A 14,742-nucleotide genomic window follows, 5' to 3' on the forward strand; every position below is an offset into this window, starting at 1 on the left:
CGTCTCCGTTCGCCTGATAAGTCCTGAACGCCGGCAGTTTCGCGCGCACCGTAACCGCGTTGCCCTCACTTCGCCAGATCGACGGCGCCTGATCCGCGACCGCTTTCGGAAAGTCGGCGCGGCTCACCGCCGATCATCGCCGCATGGTCCTTGATCACGGCAGTCACGAAACGGATCACGGCGCGCACCGGCGCTTCATCACCGATGTCGCGGCGATAGACAAGCGAAACCGCGTGGCTGCCGAGAATATCGGGGGTGAGCCGCACCATTCGCGGCTCCGGTTCCGCCAGCATGCAGGGCATCGCGGCCAGCCCGGCGCCACCCAGCGCCGCCGCCAGCATCTCGGTCATTTCCGCCACGCGAAACACGATCGTCGCGCCCTTGCCATAGGCTTCGACCCAGCGGGCACCGGGCACGCCGATGAGACTCTCGTGAAAGCCGATGATTTCGTGCCCGGTGAGCCGACGCGGATCGATCGGCATCGGATGGCGATCGAGATAGGTACGGGATGCGTAGAGCGACCAGCCCGAGTCGCAAAGCCTGCGCGCGACCAGCGTTTCATCGGCCACAGGCCCAATCCTGACCGCGAGGTCGGCCTCGCCATGCTGGAGATCGACGGGGCGGCTGCCGCTGGTCAATTCGAGGCCGATATCGGGACAGGCCTTGCGGAACGCCGCCATGCGTTCGGCAAAGAAGGGGCTGAACCCGGTAGGCAACGCGAGCCTGACGCGGCGCGTGCCCGACCGGACCAGCGCGGTCATCGCCTCGACGGCGCGTTCCAGATCCTCGCCGAGCGGCAGCAATCTCAGGCCGAGCGGCGTCACCTCGAGGCCCTGCGGCCCGCGCAGGACCAGCGAGGCCCCGAGCGCGGCTTCGAGGGCCGCCAGGCGCCGGCTGATCGTGGTGTGCCGCACGCCCAAGGCGCGCGCCGCGCCCGACAGCGTTCCCGCCCGCGCGGCGGCGAGGAAATAGCGCAGATCGTTCCAGTCCGGTTCGCCGATTGTCATTGCCGGCGCATTCTAGACCAACTCGTCGCCGGATGCCTGTGCGGATTTGCACAGGCATGCGCGAAAATCGGCAATGGTCGGACCGGGCCGCCCGCGCGAGACTCTGGCAGAATCCGCAGTCAGAGGAGCAAGCCATGAGCATGGAGAACCTGCGAGCAGTGGTGGCGCGGCACGCGGCATCGGCAAACGCGCTGGCAGCGCTCGGCCTTGCGCTGGAGACACGGCTCCATGGCACGGCGCTGGAGGACGAAGCCGCCCACCGCATCGAGGCCGTGCTCGGCTGCCTCGGCATATCCGACATTGTTGCCGACGCCAGCGCCGCCGAGCTTTTGCCGATGCTGGCCAGCATCAAGGTCGAACTCTTGTCGGGGAGCAAGCTGCTGTCGGCGCCCTCCGCCAGCGCCGAAACCATGGAAGCAAATCTGCGGCAGGCCCTGGGCGACGTTTCCACCGGCTTCCCGGCGCTGCTGAAGCGATCGATCGCGCCGCAGCTTGCCGGCCTGCAGGAGCGGCTCGAGGCGCCGGGCGCCGCCTTTCTCGATATCGGCGTCGGCGTCGGGGCGCTGTCGATATGGATGTTGTGGGAGTGGCCGGAACTGTGGGCGGTCGGCATCGATCCGGCGCCCGACGCCATCGCCCAGGCGCACGCCAATGTCAGGGCGGCCGGGTTCGCGGACCGCATCGCACTGCGCATCGGTTTCGGCCAAGAGATCGCTCTCGAAGAAATGTTCGATCTCGCCTTCGTGCCAAGCGCCTTCATTCCGGAAGCGCATGTCAGGGCGATCGTCCCGCGCTGTCTGGCGGCCTTGAAACCCGGCGGCTGGCTGCTGCTGGCGATGGTCAATCCAGGGCCGGATGCGCTGGGAGAGGCGCTGGCCAGCTTCCGCACCGCAATGTGGGGCGGCACCATTTTCGAGAAAGGCGCGGCACAGGCGCTGGTCGAGCGATGCGGTTATGCCGACACGAGGCTGCTGCCCGGCCCCGCTGGAGCACCGGTCGCTTTTGTCGCCGGGCGCAAGCCTAGCTGACGATGATCGGGAGGCTGGCGATGAGATTGCTGATCTTTGGCGCCTCGGGCGCGACGGGCCGCGTCCTCGTCTCGGCGGCGCTGGCGGAAGGTCATCTGGTGAGCGCCTTCGTCCGCGCGCCCGGCAAGCTCGCCGTCAGCCACGAGCATCTGAGCGTTATCGTCGGAGACGTCGCCGACCGCAAAGCGGTGGAGGGCGCGATTGCCGGTCACGATGCGGTGCTGAGCTGCCTCGGCGTCGGCGTACCGCTGAAGCACGATGGCGCGGTGATTGCCGGCATCGGCTTCATCGTCGAGGCGATGCAGCGGAGCAGGCCGGGCCGGCTCGTCTACCTGTCCTTCCTTGGCGTCCGCGACAGCCGCCGGCAACTGGGCCCGCTGCTCGGCGGCATCGTCGCGCCGCTGGTGCTGCGCCACGAAGTGGAGGATCACGAAGCGAAGGAAAAGCTCATCGCGCAGTCCGGCCTCGACTGGACGATCGTGCGGCCGCCAAGGCTCGGCAACGGCCCGGCAACCGGCGCGTTCCGCCACGGCAACGGCATCCGGGCCAATTCGCTGCTGCCGACACTGGCGCGCGCCGACGTGGCGGCTTTCATGCTTGCCCAGGTCGGCGACACCACATATTCGCGTAAGGCGGTTGCCCTGCTGCCTTGATGTTCACGACACCGGCGCGGCGCCGCCCTCTTCGGTGCGCCGCGCGATGAACTCGTCGAGCACACCGGCGGTGGCGGCGGCGGATTGCGGCGGCTGAAAGTCGGAAAGAATCCGCTTCCAGATGCCGGTGGCGCGCTCGGTCGCGGTCTTGCCGCCTGACTGCGTCCAGTTGCCGAAATTCGACCAGTCGGCGACCAGCGGCTCGTAGAAGGCGGTGCGGTAGCGCGTCATGGTGTGGGCGGCCGAGAAGAAATGACCGCCGGGCTGCACCTCGGCGATGGCGTCGAAGCCGATGGCGTCGGCGTCGCCCGGCGTTTTCGCGCAAAGCTCGGCGATCGTCTGCAAGGCCTCGATGTCGGTGATCAGCTTTTCAAAGGAGACGCTCAGGCCGCCCTCCAGCCAGCCGGCGGCATGGATGCAGACGGTGGCGCCGGCAAGCACCGAGCCCCACAGCGCGAACTGTGTTTCATGCGCCGCCTGCGCGTCGGAGATGTTGGCGGCGCTGCCGCCGCCCGAGCGCCAGGGCAGGCCGGTGAAGCGCGCCAACTGGCCGGCGCCCAAGGTCGCCTTGATGTGCTCCGGCGTACCGAAGGCCGGCGCGCCCGACTTCATGTCGACGTTGGAGGAAAAGGAGCCATAGACCACCGGCGCGCCGGGACGCACGATCTGCGCCAGCGTCAATCCGGCCAGCGCCTCCGCGTGCTGCAGCGTCAGCGCGCCGGCGACCGTGATCGGCGCCATGGCGCCGGCCAGGCAGAAGGGCGTGATGATCGAAACCTGGCCGGCCTTGGCGAAGTCGATGATGCCCTGCGCCATTGGGATGTCGAGCTGGCGCGGCGAGTTGGTGTTGATGACCGTGTAGCAATAGGCGCCGCTGCGGAACTCGTCCTCCGAGAGACCGCGCGCCAGACGGACCATCTCGAAGCTGTCCTCGACCTGCGGCGTGCCGCGCGCGAAGACGAAGGGGAGCTTGTCTGACAAAGTGAGCTGCGCCCGGCCGGTTGCATAGTGGCGAAAGCGGGTGTCGACGTCCTGCGGCTCGATGCAGGGACCGAGCATATGCAGCACGTCGAAATGCTGCAGCAGCTTCATGAATTCCTCGAAGGCGGCCAGCGTGCCCGGCCGGCGGCCGCGTTCGAGATCGGTGACGTTGGGCGCACCGGACCCGGCGAGGAACGCCATCGTGCCGAGCTCCAGCGCAAGATCGCGGGAGCGGTCGCCGCCATAGGCAGGGATCGAGCGCGGCGCGGAAGCCAGGGCCGCATCGACCATGTCGCGGCCAATCCTCACCATCTGGCTGTCCTCGTCGACCAGGGCGCCGGCCTTGGCAAGAATGGCGCGCGCCTCCGGCAGCAGCACCTTGATGCCGAGTTCCTCCAGCACGCGCAGCGCCGTGTCGTGGATCGCGGCGACCTGGTCGTCGGAAAAGACGGGCTGCGGCAGGAACGGGTTCTTCAGCGAACGGTAGTTCGGGCGACGGCCGGATTCGCTGCCTGCCTCGCCATTGCGTCCGCGCCGGCGTTCTCGCCTCAGGTCGCGTGCGGCCTCGTCAATCATGCCCAATCCTCCTATTGCCGCATTGCCTCGCCCTTGGGGTCATAGGGCGAGGCCGCGATGACGCGCGCCAGCCGTTCGACGCCGACAATGTGTACGGAAAGCTCGGTCCCCTCCCCGGCGAATTCGTCATCCACCAACGCCAGGGCGACGCTCTTGCCGACGGTGTAGCCATAGCCGCCGGAAGTGACGAAGCCGACGCGCCGACCCTTGCGCCAGACCGGCTCGAAGCCGCTGGCGTCGGCATCGACGGCGTCGACCTCAACTGTCACGATCCGTTGCGAAACTCCGGCCTTGCGCTCTTTCAACGCCGCTTCACGGCCGATGAAGTCGCCCTTGTCGAAGGCGATGAATCGGTCGAGGCCTGTCTGTCCAGGCGTGTAGCCTTGCGTGAACTCGCGCGACCAGATGCCGAAGCTCTTTTCCAGGCGAAGTGCGTTGAGCGCGTAATAGCCGATCTCGGCGAGACCGAGATCCTCGCCGGCGGCAAGCAGCGTCTCGCGAAGGGTCGCATGCAGGGTGGCCGGGCAGTTGATCTCGAAGCCGAGCTCGCCGGCGATCGACAGCCGCGCGATCCGGGCGCGCACCATGTCGATGTCGAACGCGCCGCAGGCCATGAACGGCAAGGTCTTGGCGGATACGTCCTGATGCGTGGTGCGTTCGACGATCATGCGCGCATTCGGTCCGGTGACGAGGAAGCCGGACATAGCGTCCGAGATATCCGTCACCGCGACATCCTCGGCCCGATGCGCCTCGAACCAGCGCATGTGGAACGCGCGCAGGTAATATGAGCCCATGATCCAGTATTCGCCGCCGCCCCAGTTGAGAACGGTGAGATCGCCCTTCAGCCTGCCGTCAGACCCAAGCATCGGCGCAAGCTTCGCGCGGCCGGGCTTCGGCAGCCTGCAGGCGAGCAGCCGGTCGAGCCAGGCCTCGGCGCCCGGTCCCGACACGGCGTAACGCGAGAAGGCCGTGGTATCGACGAGGCCGGCGGCGCGGCGCACCTGCAGGACCTCGTCGCCGACGATGTCGAAGGCGTTCGAGCGCTTCAGCGTCGTCTCCTCGCGAAAACCCATCGGCGCGAAATACGCCGGGATTTCCAGGCCCCAGGATGCCGTCCACTCGCAGCCGGCGGCGCTCATGCCGTCATAGGCGCCGGGACGCTTCAGCGGCCGGCCCGCCGGTAGCCGCTCGTTGGGAAAGGTCATGACGAAGCGGCGGGCGTAGAACTGGCGCGTGGTCTGCCTGAGATACTCGCGGTTGGCGGCGAACGCGCCGTAGCGGGCGATGTCCATGCCGAAAATGTCGGCCTGCGGCTCGCCATGGATCATCCATTCGGCCAGCGACTTGCCGACGCCGCCGCCCTGGCTGAAGCCGGCCATGACGCCGCAGGCGACCCAGTAGTTGCGTAAGCCCCTGACCGGACCGACCAGCGGGTTGCCGTCCGGCGTGAAGGTGAAGGCGCCGTTCACCCATTTGCGGATGCCGGCCTTGGCCAGGCAGGGGAAGCGCTGATAGGCCTTGGAAAGCTCCGGGCTGATGCGGTCGATGTCCTCGGGGATCAGCTCGATGCCGTAGTCCCAGGGCGCGCCGTCCATGTTCCAGTGTTTCGGGTTCTGCTCGTAGACGCCGAGCAGCACGCCCTTCCGCTCCTGCCGCAGATAGGAGAAGCCGTCGAGGTCGACGGCGAGGCCTAGCTCCTTGTCGAGGGCAGCGACTTCCGGGATGTCCTCGGTGACGAAATAATGATGCTCCATCGGCGTCACCGGCAGGTCGACGCCAGCCATCCGCCCGACCTGCTTGGCCCAGAGCCCACCGGCATTGACGACATGCTCGGCGACGATCGTGCCCTTTTCGGTGACGACATCCCAGCCGCCGCCGGCACGCTGCTTCAGCTCGACGACGCGGTTGCGCAGAATCACGTCGGCGCCACGCTTCTTCGCGGCGCCGGCATAGGCGTGCGTCGTGCCGTAGGGGTCGAGATGGCCTTCGTTGGAATCGTAGAGGCCGCCCAGCACGTCGCTGACATCGACGATCGGGCAGATCTCCTTGATCTCATCGGGCGTCACCAAGCGGGCCGTCTCGATACCGACCGACTGGAACACCGCCCAGGCCGATTTCAGCCATTCCCAGCGCTGCGGGTCGCTCGCCATGTTGACGCCGCCGGTCATGTGCAGGCCGGCATTCTGGCCGGACTCGGCCTCGATCTCGCGATAGAGCTTGATCGTGTAATCCTGCAGCGCAGCGACATTGGGATCTGCGTTGAGCGCATGGAAGCCGGCGGCCGCATGCCAGGTCGAACCGGCCGTCAGCTCGGCGCGCTCGATGAGCGCCACGTCGTTCCAGCCGAACCTCGTCAGGTGGTAGAGCACCGAGGCGCCGACCACGCCTCCTCCGATGACGACCGCGCGATAATGCGACTTCACGAGCTCTCTCCCTCTCGTTGAAGGCTCTAAGATATACAGACTGGACATACATGTCTAGACACTTCTGTCCAGAGCTTGCGCGCGGCTTCGCGCCATGCCTATTGTGCGGCCATGATCATCGCCGCTCCCCAGGCCGAACCGACGCCCGGAAACATCAAGGTCACGCGCTGGGACTGGATCAATCTGGCGTTGCAGACGCTGATCTCGGATGGCATCGAGAGCGTGCGCGTGCTCACGATCGGCCAGAAGCTCGGCGTGTCGCGCTCGAGCTTCTACTGGTATTTCGAAAGCAGGCAGGACCTGCTCGACCAGCTGCTCAAGCACTGGCACGACACCAACACCACGGCGATCGTTGAGCGCGCCCGGCGCCCTGCCGAAACCATCATCATGGGCGTGATGAACGTGTTCGAATGCTGGGCCGACGAGCGCTTGTTCGACCCGAGGCTCGACTTCGCCGTGCGCGAATGGGCAAGACGCTCGGACGATGTGCGGCGCATGATCGACCAGGCGGACGACGAGCGCCTCAGCGCCATCCGCGACATGTACCGCCGGCACGGCTACGACGACGAGGACGCCTTCATCCGCGCCCGCGTCCTCTACTACATGCAGATCGGCTACTACGTGCTCGACCTCAAGGAGCCGGTCGAGGCCCGCGTCAGCCATCTCGCCGCCTATCTGCGCTCCTTCACCGGCCAGGAGCCGACCGAGGCCGATGTGGCGCATTTCATGCGCTTCATCGCAGCGCGGTGATATCGCCGCGAAGTATCAACCTTGGCGTTCAACAAAGCCTGGGTGTGGCTTCGCTGCCCTTGTGAGCGGTGATAAAATGGTCGATTAGTCGTGCAGGGGTGGCGCCCGAAACCGTTCACGCGGTTTCGGTCGAAAGCGCGTTGGGGCGGAAGTCTGGAATGGCAAGTCCTTCGAAACCACGCAAGAGAAGAGGCCGGATCGCCTCAGCGGCTCTTGCGGTCGACGCATGGCTCGATTCGTCGCTTTATGAAATCGGCTTCAAGGCGCGCGAATTCTGGGAAGCAGCCACCATCTTTTCCCGCCGCTTTCGCCTGCATGGCTGGCGGCGCGCCATCATCGAGGTGCTGAGCGAGGGCTTCACCATGGGCGCCGGCGGCTTCGTGGTGCTGTTGGCACTGGCCATGCCCGCCTTCGAGATCACCGCCGGCGACTGGCGCAACCAGGGCGATTTCGCCGTCACCTTCCTCGACCGCTACGGCAATGAGATCGGCCAGCGCGGCATCATCCAGCGCGATTCAGTCCCGGTCGACGAGATGCCGGACATCGTCATCAAGGCGGTGCTGGCGACAGAGGACCGGCGGTTCTTCGACCATTACGGCATCGACGTCCTCGGCCTGTCGCGCGCCATCTTCGAGAATGTGCGCGCCAATTCGGTGGTCCAGGGCGGCTCCAGCATCACGCAGCAGCTCGCCAAGAACCTGTTCCTTTCCAACGAGCGCACCTTGGAGCGCAAGATCAAGGAAGCGTTTCTCTCGCTGTGGCTGGAGGCGAACCTCTCCAAGAAGGAGATCCTGCAGCTCTATCTCGACCGCGCCTATATGGGCGGCGGCACGTTCGGCATCGAGGCGGCGGCGGATTTCTATTTCGGCAAAAGCGTCAAGGACCTGAACCTCGCGGAGGCGGCGATGCTGGCCGGCCTGTTCAAGGCGCCGACCAAATACGCCCCGCACATCAACCTGCCGGCGGCACGCGCGCGCGCCAATGTGGTGCTTTCCAATCTGGTCGACGCCGGCTTCATGACCGAGGGCCAGGTGCTGCAGGCGCGGCTCCACCCGGCCGACGTCGTCGACCGCGGCGAGAAGCAGAGCCCCGACTATTTCCTCGACTGGGCCTTCGACGAGGTGAAGAAAATCGCCAAGCCCGGCCAGCATTCGCTGGTCGCGCATACGACCTTCGACGCCAACATCCAGAAGGCGGCGGAAGAATCGGTCGAGTTCCACCTCCGCCAGTTCGGCAAGGAATACAACGTCACCGAGGGTGCGGTGGTGGTGATCGAGACCAATGGCGCGGTGCGCGCCATCGTCGGCGGCCGCGACTATGGCGCCAGCCAGTTCAACCGTGCGACCAAGGCGCTGCGCCAGACCGGCTCGTCCTTCAAGCCCTATGTTTACGCCACCGCGATGGAGCATGGCTTCACGCCGGATTCCGTGGTTTCCGGCGGTCCGATCTCCTGGGGCAACTGGTCGCCGCATAACTATAGCGGCGGATCGGCCGGCAATGTCACGCTGCTGACCGCGATCGCCAAGTCGATCAACACGGTGCCGGTGCGGCTCGCCAAGGATCATCTCGGCATCGCCCCGATCAAGGCGATGGCCGAATCGATGGGTGTCGAATCGCCGCTGGAATCGCACAAGACCATGGTGCTCGGCACGTCCCTCATGACGGTGATGGACCAGGCGACGGGCTACAGCGTCTTTGCCCAGAACGGCTTTGTCGGCTCCAGGCACGGCATCACCCAGCTCGTCACCCGCACCGGCGACGTGGTCTATGACTGGACCAAGGACGCGCCGCCCCCGCACCGGGTGCTGTCGGAACAGGCGCTGAAATACATGAACACCATGTTGGCTGCGGTACCGGTGATCGGCACGGCACGACGCGCCCAGCTTCCCAACATCGTCGTCGCCGGCAAGACCGGCACCACACAATCCTACCGCGACGCCTGGTTCGTCGGCTTCACCGGCAACTACACGGCCGCCGTCTGGCTCGGCAATGACGACTTCACGCCGACCAACAAGATGACCGGCGGTTCCCTGCCGGCGATGGTATGGCAGCGGCTGATGGTCTATACGCACCAGAATATCGACCTGAAGCCGATCCCGGGCCTCGATCATCCTTTCGTCGACCCGGAGGTCGCGGCCAAGGCCGAGGAAGCGGCGAAGAAGGAGGCCGCGGATGCCGAGGCGCAGGCCGAGGCCGAGCGCCCGCCGGTGCTATCCAGCCGCACCACGCAGACGCTGAGGGACATGACCAAGGTGTTCCAGTCGGCACCCGTGCTCGACGCACCCACCCTGCCGGAGACCCTGTCGGCGCTTTAGGTTCTGATCTTACTCAGGCCTTTGTCCCGAAACCGGCTCCCACTTTCGGGAGACATGCCTTTTAACCTGCGCATGTCTTTGTCCCGAAACCGGTTCCCACTTTCGAGAGACATGCTTTAGCGGAGACTTGGCAATCTGAGACGGGCCCAATCGCCGGCTGGGATCTCAGCGCCGACGCGGAAGTTGAACGACAGGACCCTCGTCGCATCGGTGTCGACCTCGCACCGGAAGCTTAGGCGGTACCATGTGGTTGTGGTGCTGAAGGCGGTTTCCGCAGGGCTAAGAACATTGCCCACCTTCAGCGGAATAGACGGCAGCCATTTGGGAGAATAAGAGGCGTCCTGCAATTCCTGGTTCAAGACGCTGCCGCAAAGGTTGGCGACCCGCTGATCGCGAGGCACGCCGGTCATGGAACTTGTGGCCAGCGCGTCGCCGGTGGCGCCCTGCGAGTAGAGCTTTCGGACACCAGGAAGACCCGAATAGGTAGGCGATGCAGCAACGGCGGCTTTCGTGGAACCTGGCGTCCCTGCGCTCCTGCTTCGGGACTTCGAGCCCTTGGCAGGCCTGAACTTCAGCGCATTTGCGGGTTTGGGCTTTGGCTTTTCGGCGGTTTGCGCTCCTGCCTCTTGCCCGTCTGCCTGTTGTTTATCCGCGTTCTGGGCTGCCTGCTTTTCCTCGCTCTGCGTGGACTCCGTCTCGGCGGTCGCCGGCTTGTCGTCGGCCTTGCTTGGATTTGCCTGCTGATCGGCGCCTGCCGGCGAGGCAGATTGGTTCTCAACGGGCTTCGGCAAGGCTGGCGGCTTCGAATCGCTATCCTTGGCCGGCGAAGGCGTGCTGTCTCGATCGCCGCCTCCATCCAGGGATTTCCTCGGGCCAGCATCCTTGTCGCCGTACTGGAAAACGGGCTTCAGCACCGCGATTGCCGGCGACTTCGGCGGCTGCTTTTCCGGCAAAGGCGGCTTTTCAACTTTCTGCTCGGGCGGTTTTTCAGCCTTCGGTTCCGGCGGCTTTTCGGCCTTGGGCTCCTTTGGCTGCGGCGCGGGCGGAGGCTTCGGTTTCGGCTGCTCGGGCGGAGGCACAAGCGCGACATTGACCGGCTGCTCCCGATCCGGCTGTTGAGCAGGCCTCGGCAGGCTGTAGACCAGAAATACCGCTATGAGCGCATGCAGGATCAGCGATGCGGGCAAGGCGCACGCCAAATTCCAACGCCGTTCTTCCGTCTCGCCCTTCATCCCGATCGATGTGGAACGAAAAGGCGGCGGCTTCAAGCACAGACACCGATTGAACGGCCACCCGCAGCGACGCAGGAGGAAGCCGCCGCTTGCGTGCCGGTTTCACCCGAATATCGCCACGCCTTGGAGCAAGCCGGCTTGCCACGGGGGCCTGCGCCGCGATATCCCGAACAACCTCCTCAGTTCCGGCCCTGCATGCTCAGAAACGCATTCCTCACGCTGCTTTCGCTTGCCATAGCCATCGGCCTTGGCGGCGGCAGCGTCTGGTACGCACTAAACGCGCAGGACGGCGTCGGCGCGATCCGCATCGGCCGATGGACCGCCTTTCCCGACATCGGCACCCAGGCCGCCGATCCCTATTCGAAGGCGCGCATAGCGCGTGAGGGTGTGCTGGCGCTCGGTCGGGCCGAGGGACTCTCCTTCGTCGCCGAGCGCGACGAGACCGGTGAGCCGTTGAAACGCGAATGCGCCTATACGATTGAAGGCGGCTACCCGACGGCCCGGTTCTGGACGCTCTATGCCGCCGACCAGTCGCTCGGCGTCATAGACACCGGCAAAGCGAGGCGGGCCGCGCTGCAATCCTATGAGGTGCTGCGCCAACCGGACAATTCGGTCGTCATCGCCGTCGGCAACCGCCCTGCCCCCGGCAACTGGCTGCTCACCAACGGCTTCGGCAAGATGTATTTCGTGCTGACCTTCTACGATACGCCGATCGCGAGCAGCACCGGGCTTTCCGACGTGACGCTGCCGCGCATCCTGAAGGCGGGCTGCAATGCGTAGCCTGCTGCACGCGCTCATCCTGGGCCTGCTGGGCGCCGGCATCGTGCATATCGTGGTGCTGTTCCTGGTGCCGGAATTTTCGGAGCGCGATGCATGGTCGCGGCTGGCGATGGCCTCCGACCTCTACAAGATGACGCGCCTGGACGCCGAGGCCGGCGGCGCGCCGGTGGTGAAGTCGGTCGACCCCATGTTCTACGCGGCAGCCTGCCGCTTCGACCTAGCCGACGGGCTGGTGCGGATCCGGGCGCCGGGCGACGTTCCGTTCTGGTCGGCTTCGGTCTATGACCGCAGCGGCCACAACATCTATTCCTTCAACGACCACAACGCGAACGGCGAGAAGCTCGATGCCGTGGTGCTGACGCCGGCGCAGATGATCGACGTGCGGCGCGATCTTCCGGAGGAATTGCAGGGCGCGATCTTCGTCGAGGCGCCCATCGAGGAAGGCATCTTCGTCGTCCGCGCCTTCGTGCCGGACGACAGCTGGAAGCCGATCGTTTCACGCTTCCTCGAGCAGAGCGCCTGCGAGCTGCAGGACTATTGAGAGGAAAAACGGATCAGTGGCGCGGAACGGTGGGTCGCGGCGAGCCTGGCTTGTCGGGACCGTCCGGGCGCGCCGCGCCGACCTGCGGCTGTGGCTCGTAGCGGACGCCGGGGAAGATGATGACCGCCGCCGCCGTATCGGTGGCGTGAGCTACTCGATTGACCGGTGCCGTTCTCGGCACAAAAGACAGGACCATGCCCATGGTTCGCGCATTCCTCTCGGTTTGACCGGAGCACAACGCAACGCCTCCAAAGTTGATTAAGGCGGGCAGAGGGTTAACGGAGCGCTAACGGATCGCGGCTAATTTGATCTTTAGTTCCCTGGAGACGCGAAACCGGCTTGACCGGATTGCGCGGGGCCAGGTCTGTGTCGAGTGTCGGGCGTATCTTCCGTGTCATCTTCGGATTTCAGGCAAATCGCTATCCGGACCGAAGCGGGAAAGGCCGAAAGGCTGTTCCGCGCCGCCGTGTCGGCCTTCTGCTCGCTGACGCGGCCCTCGCGCCGCGAGATCGCCCAACTCGAGGATCTGACGCTGCCGCTGTTCGACGAGGTGTCGGTCGAGTCGCGCCGCTATGTCGCCGCCGCTCTTTCCGAATGCGAGTATGCGCCGGCCGCGCTTGTGCGGCGGCTGGCGGAGGAGCCGGTCGAGATCGCGGCACCGCTGCTCACCCGCTCGAACGCGCTGAGCGACATCGACCTCATCGCGCTGATCGGGCGCCATGGCCTGCCGCACGCACGCGCGATCGCCCGCCGCAAGGAGCTCAATGCGACCATCGCCCACCTCATCCGCGCGCTGGAGAAGCCGACGCTGGTCAAGACCCGGCCACCGGAGACGGTGACGAAGCTCGCGCCGGTGAAACCGGCGCCCGCCGAGACCGGCGAGGACAAGCGACCGCTCCCCGGCGAAGCCGAGGACAATGCGCGGCGGCGCCTGCGCTCGATGATGCGCCCCGCCGGCGAAGGTGTCGCCGTCAACCTGTTCCTCGGTGAGGCAACCTACGCGAAGCTGCGCGAGACGGCGCTGACCGGCAACGCCGCCTTCTTCCAGACAGCGCTTGCCGATGCACTCGACATCGATTTTACCACGGCTCGCTCGGTGACCGGGCAGTCGAGCTACTCGGCGCTGCTATCGGCGCTCAAGGCGCTCGACCTCAGCGAGGACAGAGCCTTCCTGATCGCGGTCGCGGTCTATCCCGGTGAGTTCCCGCATCCGCAGGCGATCCGTCTGTTCCTCGACCGCTACCGGCTGCTGCATCGCGAAGCGGCGCTCGACAAGGTACGTGCCTGGAAAACCGAAACGCTGTCGCGAGCGATCCGCGGCAACGCCGTCGAGACGGCAGGCGCCGAGCACCAGGCGTCGAACAGCGACGGCACGGCCGCCAGCCTCAAGGCGTCGTAAGCCTTGAAACTGCCTATTCCGCCTTGACGGAAACAAGTTCCTCGACCGGAACGGAGCCGGCCTCGATCTCGACCACCCAGATGTCCGGATCGAATCGCTTTTCCTTCTCGAGCCGCGCATCGAATGCCGCAGCATCGTCGCCGGAATCGAGCAAGGTGAAGAAGCGCTCGTCGGGCTTGGCCGAATCGTAACTCGTCTGCGGCGCCGGCCCGTAGAGAGCCGCCTCGCCCATCCGGCCGCGCGACAGCACGAAGACGGCGCCTGCCTCGGTCGCGCCACGCTTGACCACGGCGGCAAAGCCGCCGGCGGTGAAGACACGGCGCAGCAAAGCCGATACCCACAGATCGGTGGTTACGCGCATAAGAAGGTTCCGGATGACATGCCGATTGTTTAACGAGATTCTGGCTTGTCCGCGAGCGCCACAATGCGTCAAGAACCTAACAAATGTTGTTAAGTTTTGTGGGAAGCGCTAAAATGGAACGATGAAAAGCCAAACCATGCGTACTCTCACCATATCACTCACACCGAAGCAGGCCGCTCGTCTGCAGGATGCGGTGGATAGCGGCGGCTATGCTTCCAACAGCGAAATCGTTCGGGAGGCCCTCAGGCTGTGGGAACACCGCGAGGAGCTTCGCGCCCTGGAACTAGCGCAGCTAAAGCAAGCTTATGAGGAAGGCATGGCGAGCGGCGAAGGCCAGGAGGTCGATCGCGCCGCCTTTCTGCGTGCTCTGAAGGCCGAGCGCGCCGGACGTGGCTAACTATCGACTTACGCCTCGGGCGCAACGGGATCTCGGCGATATTTGGCAGCATATCGCGGCCGACAATGAAAGGGCTGCGGACAGGCTTGTAGGACGCATTTTCGACAAGCTGGAACTTGCCTGCGTACATTCCAACATGGGCGTCGCTCGGCCTGAATTGAGCGCCACGGCCCGTATTCTCGTGGAAGGTCGATATATCGTTATCTACGAGCCTATGAGCTACGGCATTTTAGTCGTGGCGATAGTTCATGGGATGCGAAACCCAGAGCATTGGCTCGAGTGAAGCTGCGCCGGAAGCC

15 protein-coding genes are annotated in these 14,742 nt (G+C 65.4%); 9 read left to right on the plus strand and 6 right to left on the minus strand.

The features are described 5' to 3' along the window. Positions 1–65: 65 nt before the first annotated feature. Positions 66–1,007, minus strand: a complete 942-nt coding sequence (locus tag QAZ22_RS27110) for a LysR substrate-binding domain-containing protein (protein ID WP_278203843.1) — start codon at positions 1,005–1,007, stop codon at positions 66–68. Positions 1,008–1,141: 134 nt separating this feature from the next. On the opposite strand from QAZ22_RS27110, the gene QAZ22_RS27115 reads away from it, so the two are divergent. Beyond that, positions 1,142–2,035, plus strand: coding sequence for a class I SAM-dependent methyltransferase (locus QAZ22_RS27115; RefSeq protein WP_278203844.1), 894 nt, complete (start codon positions 1,142–1,144; stop codon positions 2,033–2,035). Between the two features lie 20 nt (positions 2,036–2,055). Then, positions 2,056–2,688: an NAD(P)H-binding protein gene (locus QAZ22_RS27120; RefSeq protein WP_278203845.1), complete on the plus strand. Its 633-nt coding sequence runs from the start codon at positions 2,056–2,058 to the stop codon at positions 2,686–2,688. A gap of 3 nt (positions 2,689–2,691) precedes the next feature. Here QAZ22_RS27120 and QAZ22_RS27125 read toward each other — a convergent pair whose 3' ends face one another. Beyond that, positions 2,692–4,245, minus strand: a complete 1,554-nt coding sequence (locus QAZ22_RS27125) for a trimethylamine methyltransferase family protein (RefSeq protein ID WP_278203846.1) — start codon at positions 4,243–4,245, stop codon at positions 2,692–2,694. 11 nt (positions 4,246–4,256) lie between these two features. Next, positions 4,257–6,668, minus strand: a complete 2,412-nt coding sequence (locus QAZ22_RS27130; protein WP_278203847.1) for an FAD-dependent oxidoreductase — start codon at positions 6,666–6,668, stop codon at positions 4,257–4,259. Between the two features lie 111 nt (positions 6,669–6,779). Here QAZ22_RS27130 and QAZ22_RS27135 point away from each other — a divergent pair, with 111 nt between their 5' ends. Then, positions 6,780–7,418, plus strand: a complete 639-nt coding sequence (locus tag QAZ22_RS27135; RefSeq protein WP_278203849.1) for a TetR/AcrR family transcriptional regulator — start codon at positions 6,780–6,782, stop codon at positions 7,416–7,418. A 158-nt stretch (positions 7,419–7,576) separates the two neighbouring features. Continuing rightward, entirely contained in the window at positions 7,577–9,733 is a 2,157-nt protein-coding gene (locus QAZ22_RS27140; protein WP_278203850.1) for a penicillin-binding protein 1A, read from the plus strand. 116 nt (positions 9,734–9,849) lie between these two features. Here the strand turns inward: QAZ22_RS27140 and QAZ22_RS27145 are convergent, their stop codons facing one another. Then, on the minus strand, positions 9,850–10,965 hold the full coding sequence (locus tag QAZ22_RS27145) for a DUF930 domain-containing protein (protein ID WP_278207954.1): 1,116 nt from the start codon (positions 10,963–10,965) through the stop codon (positions 9,850–9,852). A gap of 195 nt (positions 10,966–11,160) precedes the next feature. Here QAZ22_RS27145 and QAZ22_RS27150 point away from each other — a divergent pair, with 195 nt between their 5' ends. After that, positions 11,161–11,745, plus strand: a complete 585-nt coding sequence (locus QAZ22_RS27150) for a DUF1214 domain-containing protein (RefSeq protein WP_278203852.1) — start codon at positions 11,161–11,163, stop codon at positions 11,743–11,745. Then, positions 11,738–12,286 carry a DUF1254 domain-containing protein gene (locus QAZ22_RS27155; RefSeq protein WP_278203854.1) on the plus strand — a complete coding sequence of 183 codons (549 nt, stop codon included), beginning with the start codon at positions 11,738–11,740 and terminating at the stop codon, positions 12,284–12,286. Before QAZ22_RS27150 ends, QAZ22_RS27155 begins: the two co-directional genes overlap by 8 nt. Positions 12,287–12,299: 13 nt before the next feature. Here QAZ22_RS27155 and QAZ22_RS27160 read toward each other — a convergent pair whose 3' ends face one another. After that, positions 12,300–12,488: a hypothetical protein gene (locus tag QAZ22_RS27160; RefSeq protein ID WP_278203856.1), complete on the minus strand. Its 189-nt coding sequence runs from the start codon at positions 12,486–12,488 to the stop codon at positions 12,300–12,302. Positions 12,489–12,677: 189 nt separating this feature from the next. Here QAZ22_RS27160 and QAZ22_RS27165 point away from each other — a divergent pair, with 189 nt between their 5' ends. Further along, positions 12,678–13,685, plus strand: a complete 1,008-nt coding sequence (locus QAZ22_RS27165; RefSeq protein WP_278203858.1) for a DUF2336 domain-containing protein — start codon at positions 12,678–12,680, stop codon at positions 13,683–13,685. A 13-nt stretch (positions 13,686–13,698) separates the two neighbouring features. Here the strand turns inward: QAZ22_RS27165 and QAZ22_RS27170 are convergent, their stop codons facing one another. After that, positions 13,699–14,046, minus strand: a complete 348-nt coding sequence (locus tag QAZ22_RS27170) for a DUF1491 family protein (protein WP_278203859.1) — start codon at positions 14,044–14,046, stop codon at positions 13,699–13,701. Positions 14,047–14,167: 121 nt separating this feature from the next. Here QAZ22_RS27170 and QAZ22_RS27175 point away from each other — a divergent pair, with 121 nt between their 5' ends. Together QAZ22_RS27175 and QAZ22_RS27180 are read left to right on the plus strand one after the other, a co-directional pair. Next, positions 14,168–14,443: a type II toxin-antitoxin system ParD family antitoxin gene (locus QAZ22_RS27175; protein WP_278203861.1), complete on the plus strand. Its 276-nt coding sequence runs from the start codon at positions 14,168–14,170 to the stop codon at positions 14,441–14,443. Further along, positions 14,436–14,726 carry a type II toxin-antitoxin system RelE/ParE family toxin gene (locus tag QAZ22_RS27180; protein WP_278203862.1) on the plus strand — a complete coding sequence of 97 codons (291 nt, stop codon included), beginning with the start codon at positions 14,436–14,438 and terminating at the stop codon, positions 14,724–14,726. The genes QAZ22_RS27175 and QAZ22_RS27180 overlap by 8 nt, the downstream gene beginning before the upstream one ends. Positions 14,727–14,742 lie beyond the last annotated feature (16 nt).

The sequence above is a fragment of the Mesorhizobium sp. WSM4906 genome (genome assembly GCF_029674625.1).
Classification (GTDB): Bacteria; Pseudomonadota; Alphaproteobacteria; order Rhizobiales; family Rhizobiaceae; genus Mesorhizobium.